The sequence below is a fragment of the Streptomyces sp. NPDC048484 genome (assembly GCF_040651415.1).
GTDB lineage: Bacteria > Actinomycetota > Actinomycetes > Streptomycetales > Streptomycetaceae > Streptomyces.
Genome location: NZ_JBEZJY010000035.1, coordinates 1 through 18,576, shown reverse-complemented (window position 1 = coordinate 18,576; position 18,576 = coordinate 1). Strand labels below are relative to the sequence as shown.

12 protein-coding genes and 1 pseudogene are annotated in these 18,576 nt (G+C 70.9%); 8 read left to right on the top strand and 5 right to left on the bottom strand.

Going from position 1 to position 18,576, the window contains the following annotated elements; genetic code table 11:
* The first annotated feature begins 55 nt into the window (after positions 1–55).
* The 5 genes from AB0D14_RS30660 (at position 56) to AB0D14_RS30640 (ending at position 6,743) form a co-directional block, all read left to right on the top strand.
* Entirely contained in the window at positions 56–1,177 is a 1,122-nt protein-coding gene (locus AB0D14_RS30660; RefSeq protein WP_362785635.1) for an ROK family transcriptional regulator, read from the top strand.
* A gap of 264 nt (positions 1,178–1,441) precedes the next feature.
* Positions 1,442–2,773, top strand: a complete 1,332-nt coding sequence (locus AB0D14_RS30655; protein ID WP_362785632.1) for an extracellular solute-binding protein — start codon at positions 1,442–1,444, stop codon at positions 2,771–2,773.
* 224 nt (positions 2,774–2,997) lie between these two features.
* A complete protein-coding gene (locus AB0D14_RS30650; protein ID WP_362785629.1) occupies positions 2,998–3,975 on the top strand; it encodes a sugar ABC transporter permease in 978 nt (325 codons plus the stop codon).
* Positions 3,976–4,013: 38 nt separating this feature from the next.
* A complete protein-coding gene (locus AB0D14_RS30645; RefSeq protein ID WP_362785627.1) occupies positions 4,014–4,901 on the top strand; it encodes a carbohydrate ABC transporter permease in 888 nt (295 codons plus the stop codon).
* 3 nt (positions 4,902–4,904) lie between these two features.
* Positions 4,905–6,743, top strand: coding sequence for a hypothetical protein (locus AB0D14_RS30640; RefSeq protein WP_362785624.1), 1,839 nt, complete (start codon positions 4,905–4,907; stop codon positions 6,741–6,743).
* A gap of 161 nt (positions 6,744–6,904) precedes the next feature.
* Here the strand turns inward: AB0D14_RS30640 and AB0D14_RS30635 are convergent, their stop codons facing one another.
* On the bottom strand, positions 6,905–8,260 hold the full coding sequence (locus AB0D14_RS30635) for an MFS transporter (RefSeq protein ID WP_362785621.1): 1,356 nt from the start codon (positions 8,258–8,260) through the stop codon (positions 6,905–6,907).
* A 285-nt stretch (positions 8,261–8,545) separates the two neighbouring features.
* Positions 8,546–9,211: a TetR family transcriptional regulator gene (locus AB0D14_RS30630; RefSeq protein ID WP_362785618.1), complete on the bottom strand. Its 666-nt coding sequence runs from the start codon at positions 9,209–9,211 to the stop codon at positions 8,546–8,548.
* A gap of 186 nt (positions 9,212–9,397) precedes the next feature.
* Here AB0D14_RS30630 and AB0D14_RS30625 point away from each other — a divergent pair, with 186 nt between their 5' ends.
* The 3 genes from AB0D14_RS30625 (at position 9,398) to AB0D14_RS30615 (ending at position 13,896) form a co-directional block, all read left to right on the top strand.
* Positions 9,398–10,285, top strand: coding sequence for a shikimate dehydrogenase (locus AB0D14_RS30625; protein WP_362785811.1), 888 nt, complete (start codon positions 9,398–9,400; stop codon positions 10,283–10,285).
* A 76-nt stretch (positions 10,286–10,361) separates the two neighbouring features.
* Entirely contained in the window at positions 10,362–12,167 is a 1,806-nt protein-coding gene (locus tag AB0D14_RS30620; protein WP_362785615.1) for a TIM barrel protein, read from the top strand.
* Positions 12,168–12,333: 166 nt separating this feature from the next.
* Entirely contained in the window at positions 12,334–13,896 is a 1,563-nt protein-coding gene (locus AB0D14_RS30615; protein WP_362785613.1) for an acetolactate synthase large subunit, read from the top strand.
* Between the two features lie 603 nt (positions 13,897–14,499).
* Here AB0D14_RS30615 and AB0D14_RS30610 read toward each other — a convergent pair.
* The 3 genes and pseudogenes from AB0D14_RS30610 to AB0D14_RS30600 all read right to left on the bottom strand — a co-directional run.
* Complete coding sequence (locus tag AB0D14_RS30610; RefSeq protein ID WP_362785610.1) at positions 14,500–17,376, bottom strand: peroxidase family protein; 2,877 nt, start codon at positions 17,374–17,376, stop codon at positions 14,500–14,502.
* 509 nt (positions 17,377–17,885) lie between these two features.
* Positions 17,886–18,473, bottom strand: coding sequence for a histidine phosphatase family protein (locus AB0D14_RS30605; protein WP_362785608.1), 588 nt, complete (start codon positions 18,471–18,473; stop codon positions 17,886–17,888).
* Between the two features lie 8 nt (positions 18,474–18,481).
* Positions 18,482–18,576, bottom strand: a pseudogene (locus AB0D14_RS30600) (6-phosphogluconate dehydrogenase); the annotation flags it as partial.

The following is an 18,576-nucleotide window of genomic DNA, read 5'->3' as shown; positions in this document are numbered from 1 at the left end:
CCGCGAAGATCCAACGGAAACGCCCTGGCCGCTGCGGCATGACCTGAGGGAGAGCATGAACCTGAGCGAGAGTGCCCGAGCGGTGTTCGCCGTACTGGCCGCGTCGGGCACCGCCACCCGCCCGCAGCTGGCGGCCGGCGCGGGTCTGTCCAAGCCGACCGTCTCCACGGCCGTGGCCGAGCTGGAGACCGCCGAGCTCGCCGCCTGCTCCGGCACGGCGTCCGGCGGCACCGGCCGGTCCGCCGCCGTCTACGGACTCGGCCCCGCCGCGGGCGCCGTACTCGCCGTCGATCTCGGCCCCACCCACACACAGGTGCGCGGCTGCGCCCTGGACGGCACCCTGCTCGCCCGGGGCACCGGACCCCGCGCGGACTCCGCCGACACGGTGCGCGGGGTCCTCGACGCCCTGCCCGCCGGAGCCCCGCTGCGTGCCGTCGTCGTCGCTGTCGGAGACGTCACGCAGCGGGACAGGGAAGGCACCGGCGTGCGACCCGCGACCGCCAAGGCGGGCCCCGTCTTCGACGCCATGACCGTCGCGTTGCCGCCGGGTGTTCCCGTCCACGTGGAGAACAACGTCAACTGCGCCGCGCTCGCCGAACTGCAGGAAGGCGCCGCCCGCGGCCGCGACTCGTTCGGCTATCTGCGGATAGGCGTGGGCATCGGTCTCGGCATCGTCATAGGAGGCCATGTGCTGCGTGGAGCGAACGGCGCCGCGGGTGAGCTGGCCCGGCTGCCCTACCCCTGGGACGACGGCCGCGAACCGCGCCGGGAGGCCGTGGAGGAGCGCATGGGCTCCGGCTCGCTCCTGCGCAGGGCCGAAGAAGCCTGGCAGGGCGCCGACGGCCCTCGCCCCAGCACTCCCGAGCGGCTCTTCGTCCTCGCCGAGGAGGGGCACGCCACGGCCCGTGCCGTGGTCGGCCACCATGCGGCGGACGTGGGCCGGCTCGCCGCCGCCGTGGTCGCGGTGCTGGACCCGGGGCTGATCGTGCTGGGCGGCGCCGTCGGCGCGTTTCCGCAGCTCCTGCCCGGTGTACGGGCCGAACTGGCGCGGCTGAGCTGGCCCACCGAGGTGGTCAGCAGCATGGTCGGTGACAGCGGCACCGTGGCGGGTGCGAGCCGCCTTGCCGTGGCCCATGGAATCGAAACCGTGACCGGTGGTGTGCGAGTCAGGCATTGACGGGTCAGCCGCAGGTCTGCCAATGTCCGGACAAGCGCTTTCCATGGCCGGCGGGACCCGGCCCCGGGTGAGGCGTCCCGCCGTACGCGACGTACGGCAGCCGTACGAGGGCGCGCTCGTGCGGCTGCGGCTCAAGGCCGGGGATCCCCACCCTCAAGAGCGATGCGGCCGGGCGAGGCCGCACGCCGGAAGGCATCACCCCAGGGAAAAGACCCGAGCCGCTCGACGGCCAGGGGATCCGTCACGCACCTCCAGGAGGACCCGGTGGGTCACCAGATCTCGCGCAGAACCCTGTTCCGCTCCGCGAGCGGCATCGCAGTCGCCGGCGCACTCGGCACCTCACTGAGCGCCTGCAGCTCAGGCACCGGCGCCGGCAGCACCAGCAGCGACCTGACCATGATTTGGTGGGGCAGCGACGACCGGCACGCGGCCTACAAGAAGGTGCTGGCCGCCTTCCAGAAGAAGAACCCGAAGATCAAGATCCGGCCGACCTACTCCGGGTACGACGGGTACTTCGACAAGTTCAACACCAACATCGCCGGTGGCAGCGCCCCCGACCTGCTGCAGATGGACACCGCGCTGGTCGCGCAGTACGCCCGCAAAGGCGTCCTCGCCCCGATCGACTCCTACGTCGGCAAGAGCCTGGACCTCACCGGCTTCGCCAAGACGCTCCTGGCCGCCGGCACCGTCGACGGCAAGCTCTACGGCGTCCCGTCCGGCATCGGGGTTAACCAGCTCACAGTCAACCGCACCGGCCTGGAGAAGCTCGGCCTGAAGCTGCCCGACCGCGAATGGACCTGGGCGGACCTGAAGAAGATCTCAAGGGACGTCCACAAGAAGAGCGGCGGCGAGATCTACGGCGTCGACGACGGCGGCGGCTCCACCCTCCAGTGCTTCGAGGTCTTCGCCCGCGAGAAGGGCCAGACCTTCTTCACCGCGGACGGCAAGAAGCTCGGCTTCACCGCCGACACCCTCCAGGAGTGGTGGGAGTACTGGGCCGACATGCGCAAGGTCAATGCCTCCCCGCCGCCGGCGATCACCTCCGCCGCGCACAACGACCTCACCAAGAACGCGGTCGTCATCGGCAAGGCCCTCTTCACCTTCGACTCCGGTGTCTACGGCGCGGGCGGCTCCATCACCGACGCGCAGCTGGACTTCCTGCCCACCCCACAGGGCGACTTCTCCGGCGCCCGCGAGGGCAACTTCGTCAACGGCGGTGTGCTGCTGAGCGCCACGAAGGCCAGCAAGAAGATCGCCGACTCGGTGAAGATCATGTCGTACTTCGCCCAGGACGCGACGGCCATCAAGACCATGCAGCTGCTGCGCGGTATTCCGCCGACGGAGAAGGCCCGCGACCTGATCGCCTCGGGCCTGACCGAGACGGACAAGCTGAACATGGAGAACGCCGACTACATCGCGCAGCGGGTCGGCAAGGCGACCGACGCGCTCGCGGCGCCCGCGCCTCCGCCGCAGGGGGCCGACCAGGTCTGGGATCTGCTGTTCCAGTCGAACCTGGCGGTGGCCTTCGGCAAGAAGTCGATCAAAGCGCAGCTCGGGGAGTTCTTCGATCAGTCGGCCGGAATTCTGGGGGACTGAAGCTCTGCTTCGGCCGCTTCGGGTGGGGTGTCGTCGGGACCTGCGGGCCGGTGGGGGCTTGTCGCGCAGTTCCCCGCGCCCCTAAAAGGCGCCGTTGCCCGCGCCGCTGAAGGGTGCTGGTGCCCGCGCCCCCAAAGGGCGCCGGTGTCGCACCGGACTTCGGAGGACGCGCTCAGCCTCCGCCGCACATCAGCACGATGCGAGAGGGTCAGGGAGAGATGAGTATGACCGCCGCGAAGAGCGACGAGGTCGTGAAGGAGCAGGCTGCTCCTTCCACCCCGTCCGACCAGCGGGAGCGTGACCGTATGCGCCGCCGCCTCGCCAGACGGCGGGGCGGGGGCTGGTGGCCGTACGCCTTCCTGGCTCCCTGGTTCATCGGCCTGTTCGGGCTGACGATCTACCCGATGCTGGACTCGCTGTACCTGTCCTTCACCGACTTCGACCTGCTGACGCCGGCGCAGTGGGTCGGGCTGGACAACTACGACAAGATGTTCACCGAGGACCCGGTCTTCTGGGACTCGGTGCACGCCACGCTCCTGTACGTCGTCGTCTCGGTGCCGCTGAAGCTGGCACTCGCCCTCGGCGTGGCGATGCTGCTCAACCGGGATCTGCGGGGCATCGGCCTGTACCGGGCCGCGTTCTACCTGCCGTCCCTGCTCGGCGGGGCGGTGGCCGTCGCCATCGTGTGGCGGCAGGTCTTCGGCGGCGACGGCCTGTTCAACGACTTCCTCGCCTGGTTCGGCATCGAGGGCCAGGACTGGATCTCCAGCCCCGACACCGCGCTCTACACGCTGATTCTGCTGGCCGTCTGGCAGTTCGGCACCCCGATGGTCATCTTCCTCGCCGGGCTGAAGCAACTGCCGAAGGACGTGTACGAGGCGGCCGCGATCGACGGCGTCACGCCCGTCACCCGGTTCTTCAGGATCACCCTGCCGCTGCTGACACCGATCGTCTTCTTCAACGTGGTCCTGCAGATCATCGACGCGTTCAAGACGTTCACCCCCGCCTTCGTCATCAGCAACGGCTCCGGCGGACCCCTCAACTCGACCATGCTGTACTCCCTCTACCTGTACAAGAAGGGCTTCACCGACCTCGAGATGGGATACGCATCGGCGCTCGCCTGGGTGCTGTTCCTCGTCATCGCAGGCTTCACGGCGGTCAACTTCATCGCCAGCCGCTACTGGGTCCACTACGACGACTGACGCCTGACTGACGTCCGAGCGAGGAGTCCTCCATCCCCATGTCCGCCATCACCCCGGCCCGCGCCACGAAGTCGCCGCTGAACAGGCTGCGCTCCGCCACCGGCTCCCGCCGTATCTTCATCCACACCGTGCTCCTCGGCGTGGCGATCGTCATGCTGTACCCGCTGCTGTGGATGCTGAGCAGTTCACTGAAGCCGGACACCGAGATCTTCACCCAGCCGGGGCTCATCCCGAGCTCGCTGCGGCCGGAGAACTACTCCGAGGGGTGGAGCGGCTCCGGCAACTCCTTCTCCCTCTACATCACCAACTCGCTGATCGTCACGATCGGTGCGGTGATCGGAAACGTCATCTCCTGCTCGCTGGCCGCCTTCGCCTTCGCGCGCTTCGAGTTCCGCGGCAAGAAGATCTGGTTCGGCCTGATGCTCGGCACACTGATGCTGCCCACGCAGGCCGTCCTGATCCCGCAGTACACGATCTTCTACAACCTGACCTGGATCAACACGTTCCTGCCGCTGATCGTGCCGAAGTTCCTCGCGGTGGACGCCTTCTTCATCTTCCTGATGGTCCAGTTCATCCGCTCCATCCCGCGCGAACTGGACCAGGCGGCCATGATGGACGGCGCCAATCCCTTCCAGATCTACTGGAAGATCATCCTGCCGCTGATGAAGCCGGCGCTGATCACCACCACGATCTTCACCTTCATCTGGACGTACGACGACTTCCTGCACCAGCTCGTCTACCTCCAGCAGAACGACAAGTTCACCGTCCCACTCGGCCTGACCCTGTTCCTGGACCAGACGAGTGGCTCCTCGTACGGCCCGATGCTCGCCATGTCGACGCTCGCCCTCCTGCCCACGCTCATCTGCTTCCTCATCTTCCAGAAGAGGCTCGTGGAAGGCCTGGCCACCTCCGGTATGAAGGGCTAGTACGTGTACCTCTTCCACCAGCGCGGCCCGCTGCACGGCCTCGCGGACGACCCGGCCGCGTACGACGCCGTACTGGCCGGTGTCACAGAGACGGCCCTGGCCCGGCTCACCCCCGAGGGCAACCTGGAGAACCCGGCCGCAGGCGACGACATCGGCGACACCTCGCTCGGTATCACGTCCCTGCTCGCGCTCGCCTGGCACCGCACCAAGGACCCGCGCCTGCCGGAGGCGGTACGGCGCAGCCTCGCCTTTCACCTGGGCGCGCGCGTCTTCACCGAGGACAACCCCGGCTACCCGAACCTGACAGCACGCGACTCCGGGCTCCCGTACGCCCGTTACGTGCTGGAGGCGGGCGCGCATCCCGTAGGCGACTGGCCGAGCACGGTGTGGGCGCTGCTCCAGGCCGTCAACGTCCTCGACGCGTCGGACGGGCTCGTCGACGAGGAGCAGTACCGCGAACTCCTGGGCGTGGCGGGCGGATACTGGCGCTGGCTGACCGAGGCCACGGTGTTCAACCCGCAGGACGCCGCGAACCAGGCCATCGGCTGTGTCGTCGGCGGGCTGATGCTCGCCCGTCATCTCCCGCCCGAGGAGGGCGGGCCGGTCCGGCTGCGGGCCCTGCGCCTGTACCTCGACGAGATCCGGGACCGGCGTGTACGGGACCGGGGCGCGCCGCTGCCTCCGGAGCACGGCGGCGCGTACGACAACAACTACGGGCCGATCTCCCTGTCCTTCCTCGCCCAGGCCCACCGGGTCAGCGGCGAGGAGGTCTTCGCCGAGGACGGCGACACGCTCGCCCGTTACATCGACGCGCGGGTCTGCGGGAGCGGCTTCGACATCGGTGGCCCGCGCTACAGCGAGCAGCACTCCGCCTTCGAATCCGTGCTCGGGCTGCGGTACTTCGGCCGCCGTATCGGCGCGGACATCGGGCGCTACGCCGGGGACGCGCGCTGGAGCAGGCACGCGGTCGGGGCCGACGGCGGCGTCGACGGGCACTTCGCGTTCATGCTGGTCTGGCAGATCCAGGACACCGCCGGCTGGCACCGCACCCCGAGCACGGCGCCCGCCTGCTACCAACTGCGGTCCGGCACGGTCACGGTGTCGTTCGACGACCGGATGACGCCCTCGGTGATCGAGGCCGGCGGTACGGCGCTCATCGCGGCCGCCGTCAACCGCCAGCACGGTTTCGGGCCCGTCACGGACGGCTTCCTCCTGTGCCGCCCGATGGGCGCGGTACGGGTGGCGGACCACCGCGTCGGGGGGCTCGCGGCCAAGCTGGTGACCAAGCCCGTCGTCGGCCGGGACCATGTGCTGCGGCAGGTGCGGTCGTTGTACGTCACGGACGGCACGCGGCTGTGGATGACCGTGATCGTCGAACGGCTCGACGGGGAGCGGTACCTGCTCGCGGGGATGCCGTACGTCACCGCGGACGGCGACCGGTTCCGGCGGGTGGGCGACTCTCCGCTCGTCGCGGCGGTCGGTGAGCTGCGGCTGACCCACCCTCGGCCGGACAGTCCGGACTCCTTCGACGCGCGGAGCGAACTCACGCAGCAGCAGGCCGCGTTCGAGCTGGCTGCCGATCCGCGCGGGTACGGGGACCCGGACGCCGGGTGGCGGCACGTTCGGACGACGACCGCCCTGGAGGTGGGGCCCGCGCCGGGTGCGCCGGAGGGCCTCGACGTGTTCGCCGTGCGGTACGGGTCTGTGGCGGCCGAGCCGTTGGACGTGGTCTGCGAGCGGGGGGAGGAGGGGCTGGTGGTGCGTGCGGGCGCCTTCACTGCGGTGCTCGGTGAGGCGGACTCGCGCGGGGAGCCGCGGCTCACGCTGGTCTCCGTGGGCTGACGCTGCCCGCTGCCCGCTGCCCGGGGCTCGGATGGCCGGAGGGGGTTTCGCCCCCGCCGCCCCTTCCCATTCCCGTCACTCAGGGGCTCCGCCCCCGAACCCCCGGATCGGCCTGAACGGCCTCGTCCTCAAACGCCGGACGGGCTGAAGGAGCGGGCGGCTCAGGCCGGTATTTTCGCCCGGTCCGCGGTGGAATCCTGGGGCACCCGTTCGCCCAGCCGTTCCGTCGGCACCGTGTGTGTCTCGCGTGCCGTGAGTGCGGCGATCACCGGCGGGACGCACAGGGCGGCCGTGAACAGGGCCACGGACAGCCAGTCGTCTCCGTCCGGACCCGCGATCTGCGCGGCGAAGGTCACCGCGAAGCCGGCGACCGCGAAGCCGATCTGCGTGCCGATGGCCATGCCCGACAGCCGGACCCGGGTGGAGAACATCTCGCCGTAGAAGGACGGCCAGACGCCGTTCGCGGCGCTGTAGACGACTCCGAAGGTGACGATACCGAGGACCAGGACCAGCGGGTACGAGCCCGTGGAGATCGCCCACAGGTAGAGGAACATCAGTACGCCGCTGCCCGCGGCGCCGATCAGGAAGACCGGGCGGCGGCCGATGCGGTCGGACAGGGTGGCCCACAGGGGGATCGCGCCGAGCGCGACGAGGTTGGCGAGCGCGCCCACCCACAGCATGGACGTGCGGTCCATCCCGACCGAGTCGCTGGTCGCGTACGCCAGTGCCCACACCGTGAAGATCGTGCTGACCGAGGCGACGAGGGAGGCCGCGACCACCCGCAGGACATCCGCCCAGTGCTCGCGCATCAGCACGGCCAGGGGCATCTTCGCGACGCCCTCGGTGGCGGCCTGCTGGGTGAAGGTCGGCGTCTCCTGGAGGGTGCGGCGGATGACGTAGCCGGCGACGGCGACCGCGATGCTCATCCAGAACGGGACACGCCAGCCCCAGGAGAGGAGTTGGTCCTCGGGCAGGGCGGCGACCGGGATGAACACCAGGGTGGCGAGGAGCTGGCCGCCCTGGGTGCCGCTGAGCGTGAAACTGGTGAAGAAACCGCGTTTGTCCGGCGGCGCGTGTTCGAGTGACATGGAGTTGGCGCTGGCCTGCTCGCCCGCGGCCGAGATGCCCTGCAGGACGCGGCACAGGACCAGCAGTACGGGCGCCAGTGTGCCGACCTGGTCGCGCGTCGGGAGACAGCCGATGAGGAACGTCGAGAGGCCCATCAGGATCAGCGTGAAGACCATGATCTTCTTGCGGCCGACCTTGTCGCCGAAGTGCCCGAGGAACAGCGCCCCGACCGGGCGGGCCGCGTACGCGACACCGAACGTGGCCAGCGAGAGCAGGGTCGCGGTGGCCGGGTCCGACTCGTCGAAGAAGACGTCGGGGAAGATCAGCGCGGCCGCGCTGCCGTAGATGAAGAAGTCGTAGTACTCCAGCGCGCTGCCGATCCAGGCGGCCGTCGCGGCCTTCCTGGGCTGGCCGGGTGGCGCGTCGAGGGGTGCTGCGGGGACGGACACGGCGGTGCTCCTTCGGGGGGAACTCCAACGTAGGCGGAGTGAGCGGCGTGAGGGGAGTGAGCAGAGGGGCGGGGCGTGCGGAGGGGAGAAGCGCCGGATCCCTGGGGGTGATGGGACGGCCGCGCCGGGTGCTACCCGGCTAATTAACCCACTGGATAGTTAGTAGTGGCTTGGCTACGGATGTTGCGCGCACGTTTCCCGGGTGTCAAGGGGTCGTACGGGAAGAATCCCGCGTCGCCGGGTGCCCGGTCGGGGGTTCGGACGCGGGCTCCGAGAGCTCCGCGCTCAGCGCACCGCGCGGTCCGCCGTCAGATAGGCGATGACCATGTCGCCGAGCATGCTCCGGTAGTGCTCGCGCTGGGCGGGGTCGACCAGGTCGCGGCCGAACAGGGCGCCGAAGGTGTGCCGGTTGGCGACCCGGAAGAAGCAGAACGAGCTGATCATCGCGTGCAGGTCCACGGCGTCGACGTCGGCTGTGAACAGGCCCGACTCGCGCCCCGACTCCAGGATGCGGCGGATCACGTCCAGAGCGGGCGAGCCGATCTTGCCGAGCTTCGCGGAAGCGGCGATGTGCCCGGCCCCGTGGATGTTCTCGATGGTGACCAGCCGGATGAAGTCCGGGTGCTCCTCATGGTGGTCGAAGGTCAGCTCCGCCAGCCGCCGGATGGCCGCGACCGGGTCCAGGTGTTCGACGTCGAGCCCTCGCTCGGCCTCGCGGATGACGCCGTACGCCCGCTCCAGCACGGCGGTGAACAGCTGTTCCTTGCCGCCGAAGTAGTAATAGATCATCCGCTTCGTGGTCCGGGTGCGGGCGGCGATCTCGTCGACCCGTGCGCCGTCGTAGCCGGCCCGGGCGAATTCCCCCGTCGCGACGTCGAGGATCTCGGCCCTCGTGCGGGCGGCGTCGCGGGTGCGCCCGTTCGGCCTTGCCGGTTCTTCGACGCTGGTCATCGGGTTCCTTCGGGCGAGGGGCCAGTGCCCGCGATTGTAGAAGCAGGCGCCGACGCGCGGTTCGGGCGCGTCCGGACGTGCGGCGCCCGCTGTCCGACGGGCCTTCCCGTGACCGCGGGATGCTGGTATAGCTAACGTACTAGTTCGTACATTAGTGAGCCGCTCAGGAGGTCCGCCGTGGTCGCCGTGGTCAAGGACTCGTATCTCGTCGGACTGATCGGCGCGGGCATCGGGCCGTCGCTCAGCCCCGTCCTGCACGAGCGGGAGGCCGACCGGCAGGGTCTGCGCTATCTGTACCGACGCATCGACATCGACGAGCTGGGCGTCGCGCCGGACGCGGTCGGGGAGCTGGTGCGCGCCGCCCGGGACCTGGGTTTCGACGGGCTGAACATCACCCACCCGTGCAAGCAGCTCGTCATCGAGCACCTCGACGCGCTGGCCCCGCAGGCCGAGGCGCTCGGTGCGGTGAACACCGTCGTCTTCGACGACGGTCGCGCGGTCGGACACAACACGGATGTCACCGGGTTCGCGGCGTCCTTCGCGCGCGGGCTGCCCGACGCTCCGCTGGAGCGGGTGGTGCAGTGGGGCGCCGGGGGCGCGGGGGCGGCCGTCGCGCACGCCATGCTCACGCTCGGCGCCGGGCATCTCACCGTCGTGGACGCGCTGCCGGACCGGGCGGCCGAACTGGCCGCAGGGCTGAACCGGCACTTCGGGCCGGGGCGCGCGGTCGCGGCCGCGCCGGACGACCGGCTGCCCGCGTTGCTCGGCGGCGCGGACGGGGTCGTGCACGCCACGCCCACGGGGATGGCCGCGCATCCTGGGCTGCCGTTCGCGGCAGATTCGCTGCGTCCCGGGTTGTGGGTGGCCGAGGTGGTCTATCGGCCGTTGGAGACCGAGCTGGTGCGTGCGGCCCGGGAAGCGGGGTGTGCGGTGCTCGACGGCGGGGGGATGGCTGTGTTCCAGGCCGCGGACGCGTTTCGGCTCTTCACGGGAAGGGAGCCGGACAGTGTGCGGATGCTGGCGGACATCGAGGAGCTGGCGGGTGCCGCCGGTGCCGCCCCCGTACCGAGCTGAGGGCGTCCACGCGGCGGAGCCGCAGAGTGGCACAGCCCGCGCCCCTGAAAAAAAGTGGAAGCGGAGGAGTAGCAACGTGCGTACGTCCATTGCCACCGTGTCTCTCAGTGGGGCCCTTACCGAGAAGCTCACCGCTGCCGCTCGGGCGGGGTTCGACGGCGTGGAGATCTTCGAGAACGATCTGCTGGCGAGTCCCCTCGGCCCGGAGGAGATCCGCGCCCGCTGCGCCGATCTCGGGCTGAGCATCGACCTCTATCAGCCGATGCGTGACATCGAGGCCGTGCCGGGGGACGAGTTCGAGCGCAACCTGCGCCGGGCCGAGCACAAGTTCCGGCTCATGGAGCGGCTCGGCGCGGACACCGTCCTCGTATGCTCCAGCGTCTCGCCGCTCGCCGTCGACGACGACGCCCTCGCCGCCTTCCACCTGCGCCGTCTCGCCGAGCTGGCCGACGGCTTCGGTATCCGCGTCGCCTACGAGGCGCTGGCATGGGGCCGGCACGTCAGCACGTACGACCATGCCTGGCGCATCATCGAGGCCGCCGACCACCCGGCGCTCGGCACCTGTCTGGACAGCTTCCACATCCTCGCCCGGAGCTCCGACCCCAAGGACCTCGAAGGAATCGCGCACATCCCCGGCGACAAGATCTTCTTCCTTCAGCTGGCCGACGCCCCGCTGATGGCGATGGACGTACTGCAGTGGAGCCGTCACTACCGCTGCTTCCCTGGGCAGGGCGGATTCGACGTCGCAGGGCTCGTCGGGCAGGTGGTCCGGGCAGGCTACCGGGGGCCGCTCTCCCTCGAAGTCTTCAACGACGTCTTCCGGCAGGCCGAGGCCGGACCGACCGCCGTCGACGCGCTGCGTTCGCTCCTGGTCCTCCAGGAGAGTGCCGGCCTCACCGAACCGCCCGCCCCCGTCGTGCCGACCGGTATCGCCTTCGCCGAACTGGTCACCCCCGACGTCGAACCGGTCTCGGAGCTCCTCGAAGCGCTCGGCTTCGCCCGGACCGCCCGGCACCGCAGCAAGCCGGTCGACCTGTGGCAGCAGGGTGAAGCCCGAGTGCTGCTCAACACGGGTCCGGGTGCCCGCCGCGACGGTACGCAACTCGCCGCCGTCGGGCTGGAGTCGCCGGACCCGGAGGGCGCCGCCCGGCGTGCCGAGTCGCTGCTCGCGCCCGTGCTGCCGCGTCGCCGCGCCCCGCAGGACGTGACCCTGGACGCCGTCGCCGCACCCGACGGCACGGAACTCTTCTTCTGCGCCACCGACCGGCCCGGACTGCCCAGCTGGACCAGCGACTTCGCGGCCGTCGAGCACACGGCGCCGGCCGCGGGCGGTGTGCACCGCATCGACCACCTGGCTCTCACCCAGCCCTGGCACCAGTTCGACGAGGCCGCGCTCTTCCACCGCAGTGTCCTCGGACTCGGCGCCCAGGAGAGCGTGGACGTCGCCGACCCGTACGGGCTCCTGCGCAGCCGTGCCGTGACCAACGCCGACGGCAGCGTCCGTATCGCCCTCGGTGTGGGCCCTGCCCCGAGCGCCGACGAGGGCGGCCGGGCCCAGCACATCGCGCTCGCCACCGACGACCTGGTGACGGCCGCCCGCCGCTTCCGTGCCGCGGGCGGCCGGCTGCTGGAGATCCCCGCCAACTACTACGACGACCTCGCGGCCAGGTACGAGTTCGCCGACGGCGAGCTGGCGACCCTGCGCGAACTCGGCATCCTCTACGACCGGGACGCGGACGGCGCCTTCCGCCACTGTTATACGGAGACGATCGGCCGGGTCTTCTTCGAACTGGTCCAGCGCGACGCCGGCTACCGCGGTTACGGCGCGCAGAACGCCCCGGTGCGGCTGGCGGCGCAACACGTACGGAGGCCGCTGCGCTGAGCCGGCGTTCGGGCTGTCGGGCTGTCGGGTTGTCCGGCTGTCCGAAATCCTGGCTGACGCCGTGCTCCGAACCTCGTGAGACTGGCACCCGCGCCCAGTGACGGGGCGCGAACCGGGCACGAGAACGCACCACCACGTGAGCAACCGAGCGCAGAGGCGGAACACCATGCCGAACGGAGCGCAGAGCCTGGTCGAAGGTCTCGTGGACGCCGGCGTCGACGTGTGCTTCGCCAACCCCGGCACCTCCGAGATGCACTTCGTGGCCGCCCTGGACGATGTGCCACGCATGCGGGGTGTGCTCTGCCTCTTCGAAGGCGTGGCCACGGGCGCGGCCGACGGCTACGGACGCATGACGGGCAAACCGGCCTCGACACTGCTGCACCTGGGCCCCGGACTCGCCAACGGCCTGGCCAACCTGCACAACGCCTGCCGCGCCGGCACCCCCGTCGTGAACGTCGTCGGTGACCACGCCCTGCACCACAAACGGCTCGACGCGCCGCTGGAGTCCGACATCGGTTCCCTCGCGCGCACCGTCTCCGGGTGGACCCGGCGCACGTATCGCGCCACCGACCTCGCCGCCGACGCGGCCGAGGCCGTCACCGCCGCTTACGGGCCGCCCGGCTCGGTGGCGACCCTGCTGGTGCCTGCCGACGTGTCCTGGTCGGAGGTGGGCAAAGCCGGTCAGGCACCGGTCCGGACCGGGCCGCGCCCCGGAGCCGTGTCCTCGGCGGCGATCGAGGAGGCGGCTGTGGCGCTGCGCTCCGCCGAGCCCGCCGCCCTGCTTCTCGGCGGCGCGGCGGCCAACGGCCGTGGCCTGCGCGCGGCCGCCCGGATCGCCGCCGCGACCGGCGCCCGGCTGCTGTGCGAGACCTTCCCGGCCCGCCTGGAACGCGGCGCCGGACTGCCCCCGGTCGAGCGGCTCGCTTACCGGGAGTCCGACGCAGCCGCCCAACTGGCGGGCACACGCCTGCTGTTGCTGGCCGGGGCGACGGAACCGGTGACGTTCTTCGCGTATCCGGGGCAGAACGGCCGGATCATTCCGGACGGCTGCGAGGTGCTGTCGGCGGCCACGGGCACCGAGGACGCGACGGCCGCACTGGAGGCGCTCGCGGACCTCATGAAGAGCGCCGTGACCCCCATACCGCAGGCGCCGCTGCGGCCGGGGCCGCCCACCGGAGCCCTGACTGCCGAGAGCGCCGCCGCGGCGATCGGCGCGCTGCTCCCGCAAGACGCGATCGTCGTCGACGAGGCGAACACCTCGGGCATCTGGCTGCCCGCCGCGACGGCCGGCGCCCCGCCCCACGACTGGCTCACCCTCACCGGCGGCGCCATCGGACAGGGACTGCCCGTGGCCGTCGGAGCCGCGCTCGCGGAACCCGGCAGGCCCGTGCTCGCACTGGAGGCGGACGGCAGCGCCATGTACACGATCCAGGCACTGTGGACCATGGCCCGCGAGCAACTCGACGTGACCACCGTGCTGTTCGACAACCGCCGGTACTCGATCCTCGATCTGGAACTGCGGTCCGTCGGCGCGGCCGCCCCGGGCCCCGGCGCCACCGCACTCCTGGACCTGTCCCGGCCCGACCTGGACTTCGTGGCCCTGGCCCGCGGCATGGGCGTACCCGCCGAACGGGCCATCACCGCCGAGGAGTTCACCGACCTGCTGGGCCGCGCCCTGTCCGAGCCCGGCCCCAGCCTCGTCGACTGCGCCGTACCGCCGCTGTTCTGAGAACCGGTCAGCCGTCCCAGACGCCGGCGTGCTCGCGGTGCGCCGGCGTCAGCCCGTTCACGAAGAAGCGGTCGTAGTACTCGTCCTCCACGTGGTGCGCCTGCAGCCGAGTCGAGGTACGCCGGGAAGTCGCGCATCCCCTCGGCGACGTCCAGGCGGTGGTCCAGGACCCGGACCTTGGCCTCCCGGGCCCTGGCGACCAGCGTCCGGGCGTCGAAGGGCTCGTGCGGGGCGGGCTCCAGCCTGCGCAGGTAGTACGTACCCGAGTCGTTGATCATGAAGAAGTGGGTGCCCTGCGCGTTGTCCGGGCTGCCCGCGGTGCGGCCCGCCATCGTGAGGTTGGGCTTGGCCATGATGGGCTTGTTGTCCCGCGGGTCCTCGAAGGGACGGTCGGGCATGGTCAGTCCGGTGGCGCCGGTCAGCGCGATCAGTACCGCCTCCTCCAGCTCCGACAGCGGCAGGGGAGGATGCGTGGAGCGGTGGCTCATGGACCCGGCCGGCACCGACGCACCCCGGCTGACCCGGTGGGTGCGCCGGCGCCAGAGCGTCTCCAGGAGAGGCCGCGCCAGGAGGTCGTCGAGCCCCGGGTGCCCGGAGCGGGGCTCAGCCTGTGTCACCGGAGCCTCCGTCGCCCGTCGGCCGGACGGTCCGCCACGGCGCGAAGGCGCTCGCGTCGCGCGGCAGCAGCGCGGCCAGCTCGGGGCAGTGCCGCAGGATGACGGAGTCCATGCCGCCCTTCTCGACCCAGTCGATGCCGAGCGGGGTGTAGATCTCGGGCCGGTAGTCGACGGTCAGGAAGCGGTCGCTCTGCAGACGCCGTGTCGCCATCAGGATGAAGATACGGAAGGCCGTGTCGCTGAAGCCGAAGCCCGCCGGCGGGTTCTCGGCGAACAGGCCCACCACCGTGTCGATCTCGTCGACCGAGCGGTACACCTCCTTGAGCCGGGCCAGCGACTCGGCGCTCTGCGTCAGCTCCTCGAAGGAGCGGATGCGCTGCTTGTGCAGGCCCGCGCGGAAGTCGTTGTAGCGCGGCACGCCACGCCGCCGGGTCCGTACGAGATCCACCACCGACAGGTCGATGATCTCGCCGTCCCGCTCGAACTTCTGCAGCGCACGCGGGTAGTTGTGCAGGGTGATCGCGCCGGGGTGGGCGATCCCGAACGAGTACAGCGCGTTCACCAGACCTGTCTTGCGGATCTGCGACTCGGCCGCGCCGCCCTGGATGTCCATGAAGCCGACCGTCTCCAGACGCTGCCCGAAGTGGTGCTCGCGCAGCTCGAAGTCGTCGGGGATCAGCGGATGCATGCGGTAGACCGTGACGAAGTCCTCGGTCAGCGAGTACGGCGCCGCGTGGTGGTCCGGCAGCGTCCGGGGGATGCCCTTGAGCGAGTGCGCCTCCAGCAGCCACAGACCCAGCTGGTTCAGCCAGTTCTTCGGCGGGCCCTGCCAGTTGGTCTTCAGCCCGATGTCGATCGCCTCCGTGGCGAGGATCGCGGGAGTCCACTCCACCGTGTGTATCTTCGCGATGAGCGCCGAGACCACCAGCCGGGCCGTGTGGTAGGTCCGCTCCTCGCTCATCGACGGGTACTCGGCGCGCAGCGCGTCGCAGACCGCGTTGTGCTCCCGCGCGAACAGGGTGTGCATCGCGCTGAGGCCCATCCACCAGCTCTCGTTGAACCCGGTGAGCGGAATCCCGTTCTGCCCGCCCGGCAGGTGCCCGCTCTCCAGCCGCAGTTTCGCGCCGCCGTCGGGCTCCCGCAGGAAGCGGGCGGTCGCCTCGTCGCCGCCGTACACCTCGGAACCGTCCCACCAGTGCGAGGCCATGTTCCCGAACAGGACCGGGGGCCGGTTGCCGGGCTGTTCGAGCCCCTCGTTCTCGGCGAACCGCATCACGTTCTCCGCCGACCCGCCCGGCGTGTTGAACCAGGGGTCGCTGCCCGGCGGCAGCGGCACCTCGACGGACGGACCGCCGGCCGGGTGGCGCCGGTGGCTGACCCAGTCGTGCACCTGGAACTGGATCCAGGCGGCCGCCAGCACGTTGAGCGAGGTCGCGGGCAGGAAGCTGTCACGTCGCAGGAGCTGACGGCTGACCGTGACGGGGTTGGGCGTGTCGAACTGGTCCGGCCGGTAGTCCGGTGCGAAGTTCCGGCCGAAGGCCGCGCCGACGGCACCCATCCTCGGCTCGGACAGATCGTTGTACGACCCGTCGTACGAGCGCTCGGTGCGCAGCCGCTCGTCGACCGGCTCCGGTACGGGCTGCGTCCTGGGCGGTGCCTCACGGACCTCGCTGTCGATCAGGTTCAGCCGGCGCAGCACCTTCCGCAGGAACACCAGGTTCAGCAGGCTCAGCTGCAACGGCAGCCGGTGCCAGGGCACATACCGGTTCAGCAGCGAGAAGGCGGCCCCGACGGGCCGGCCGAGGATCCGGTTGCGCGGCGGCTCCTCGGTGCTGAAGCGCAGCCCGGACCGATGAGCGCCGCTCGCCTGATAGGCGGCCTTGCGGGCCCGGTTGAGATTGCCCAGGGGGCGGAAGTCGTCCGTGGTGTACCAGGGGTTGAACACCAGGTCCTCGACCCGCCGGGCGGCCGCCCGCGCCTGTGCGTCGTCGAGGTCCTGGCCGGGCACGGTGAGCAGGGCCACCGCGATCGGCGGTGCGAGGCCGTCGTTCCACTCCACCGAGGTGTCCTCGACCGGGGTGCGCACCTCGTCCACGTACCGCTGGACGCACAGCTCGAAGGCGACGTCCGACGAGGCGAGGCGGCGGGCCATCTCATGGTGCAGGAAGTCGGGATCGCGCCGGTCCGGCGGGGGCATCCGAGGAGAGCCGGCGGCCGGGCGCAGCAGATACCGCACCGGTCCCGCCTCGCCCCAGAGCATCGCCCCGCGGCTCCAGTACGTCTGGGTGGCCAGGGAGTCGACGGCTCCCCGGGTGGCCGCCTGGACGTTGCGCCGCATCCGGTTCGCGGTTCCGAGACCCACCGCGAGAGGGAGCTTCACAAAGAGCCCGAACGCCTTCTGGAGCGGGCTCCGGGCACCCGCCATCGCCTTGGCGAAGGCCACGAACTCCCGCGCGTTGCGGGCGTGCGACACCGGATGGCTGGTGGCGAGCAGATCGTGACTCTCCTCGTCCGAGACCCGCACCCGCAGGGCCGCGCCCCGCAGGTCCGGGGCGCCGTCGCCCTGCCGGACACCGCTCGCGTTCGACAGGCGCAGCGTCACCGGATAGTCGGCGCCCGGCCGGGCGAAGCCGACGCGCAGGGCGGCGGGGAGATCGTCGTGGAAGCGCAGCCGCGCGTTCTCCACGCCCAGCGGGGCCTTGGCATGGATGGCACGGGCGATTCCGCCGCCTCCGGCCCGCCGGTTCCTGACCTGCACCTTCATGATTTCCCGGGCCAGCCGCTCGAATACCGGCCGTTCCGCCTCGGGGCTGCCGCCTTCGTATTGTTCGTATCGCTGATCGTGCTGCCCGGTCTCGGCCATCGGTCGTTTCCTTCGTACGAATGCATACGGATGCGTACGGGACAGGGGCCAGCACGCTACCGGCGGCCCGGGGCGCCCGCAGCGACGGTTCCCGCCGATGTACGGGGGCCGTGCGGCGTCCGCCGGTCGCCGGGTACGCGACGGATCGGCGCACGTCGGACGGCTGCCCGGACGTCTGCGTCGCTCGGCCGGCGCCCCGTGAGGACCCCGGCTCCACAGCAGCCACAGCAGGACGCGGCGGGGTTGGCCGGGGAGTGTCGACCGCGGGCCGGATGCGGCTGGGCGCGCAGTTCCCCGCGCCCCTGAAAGACGGGGCTGCGCCCCGGCCTTTCGTCTCCGGGCGCGGTGGCCGCCCCTGCTTACGGCAGGAAAGGGGCCGGCGGGAGACCGACGCACCGGACCCGGCCCGGGCCACTACGTCAACGCCCTCGCTCCACCAGGGGTGTTGAGCGAGTTCGGCGACGTACTGCAGCCCGGGCCGGGTGGGGTCACAGGCGCGGTCACTGGTGCTAAGGCTTGGCGTTCCACTCCGCGAGGACCGGGCGGCCGTGCTCGGTGGACAGCCTGCTCACCGTGGCCGTGTCCAGCCGGAACAGACGCCCGTCCGAAGCGGGCAGGCCCAGTCGGCGGGCGGTCAGGACGCGCAGGAAGTGGGAGTGGGCCACGATGACCACGTCACCCTCGTCGAGTGCCTTCGCCGCGTGGGCGAGCACACGGTCGGCGCGCTCGCCCACGTCGGCGGGTGACTCGCCGGGGTGCCCCTCGGGGCCGGGCGGCACCCCGTCGTTCCACAGGTACCAGTCGGGACGGGTGCGGTGGATGTCGACGGTGGCGACGCCTTCGTACGCCCCGTACTCCCACTCGTGCAGATCGGGGTCGACGACGGCTCCGGTCAGACCTGCCAGCTCCGCGGTCCGCCTCGCACGCTGGAGCGGACTGGTGAGCACGAGGACGCAGGACCGCCCGGCGAAGAGCGGGAGGAGGGACTTCGCCTGTTCCTCGCCGTGCGGGGTCAGGGGCAGATCCGTCCAGCTGGTGTGCTGTCCCGACCTGCTCCATTCGGTCTCGCCGTGCCGGACGAGAAGAAGATCACCCATGACTGCCGCTAAGCCTTCTCGACGGCGTGACCGCCGAACTGGTTGCGCAGTGCCGCGATCATCTTCATCTGCGGTGAGTCGTCCTGCCGGGACGCGAACCGGG

What these genes read in the sequence shown, in the direction of transcription:
- AB0D14_RS30660 (WP_362785635.1), top strand. Translation starts at nt 56, where the DNA reads ATGAACCTGAGCGAGAGTGCCCGAGCGGTGTTCGCCGTACTGGCCGCG.
- AB0D14_RS30650 (WP_362785629.1), top strand. Translation starts at nt 2,998, where the DNA reads ATGACCGCCGCGAAGAGCGACGAGGTCGTGAAGGAGCAGGCTGCTCCT.
- AB0D14_RS30645 (WP_362785627.1), top strand. Translation starts at nt 4,014, where the DNA reads ATGTCCGCCATCACCCCGGCCCGCGCCACGAAGTCGCCGCTGAACAGG.
- AB0D14_RS30630 (WP_362785618.1), bottom strand. Translation starts at nt 9,211, where the DNA reads ATGACCAGCGTCGAAGAACCGGCAAGGCCGAACGGGCGCACCCGCGAC.
- AB0D14_RS30615 (WP_362785613.1), top strand. Translation starts at nt 12,334, where the DNA reads ATGCCGAACGGAGCGCAGAGCCTGGTCGAAGGTCTCGTGGACGCCGGC.
- AB0D14_RS30610 (WP_362785610.1), bottom strand. Translation starts at nt 17,376, where the DNA reads ATGGCCGAGACCGGGCAGCACGATCAGCGATACGAACAATACGAAGGC.
- AB0D14_RS30605 (WP_362785608.1), bottom strand. Translation starts at nt 18,473, where the DNA reads ATGGGTGATCTTCTTCTCGTCCGGCACGGCGAGACCGAATGGAGCAGG.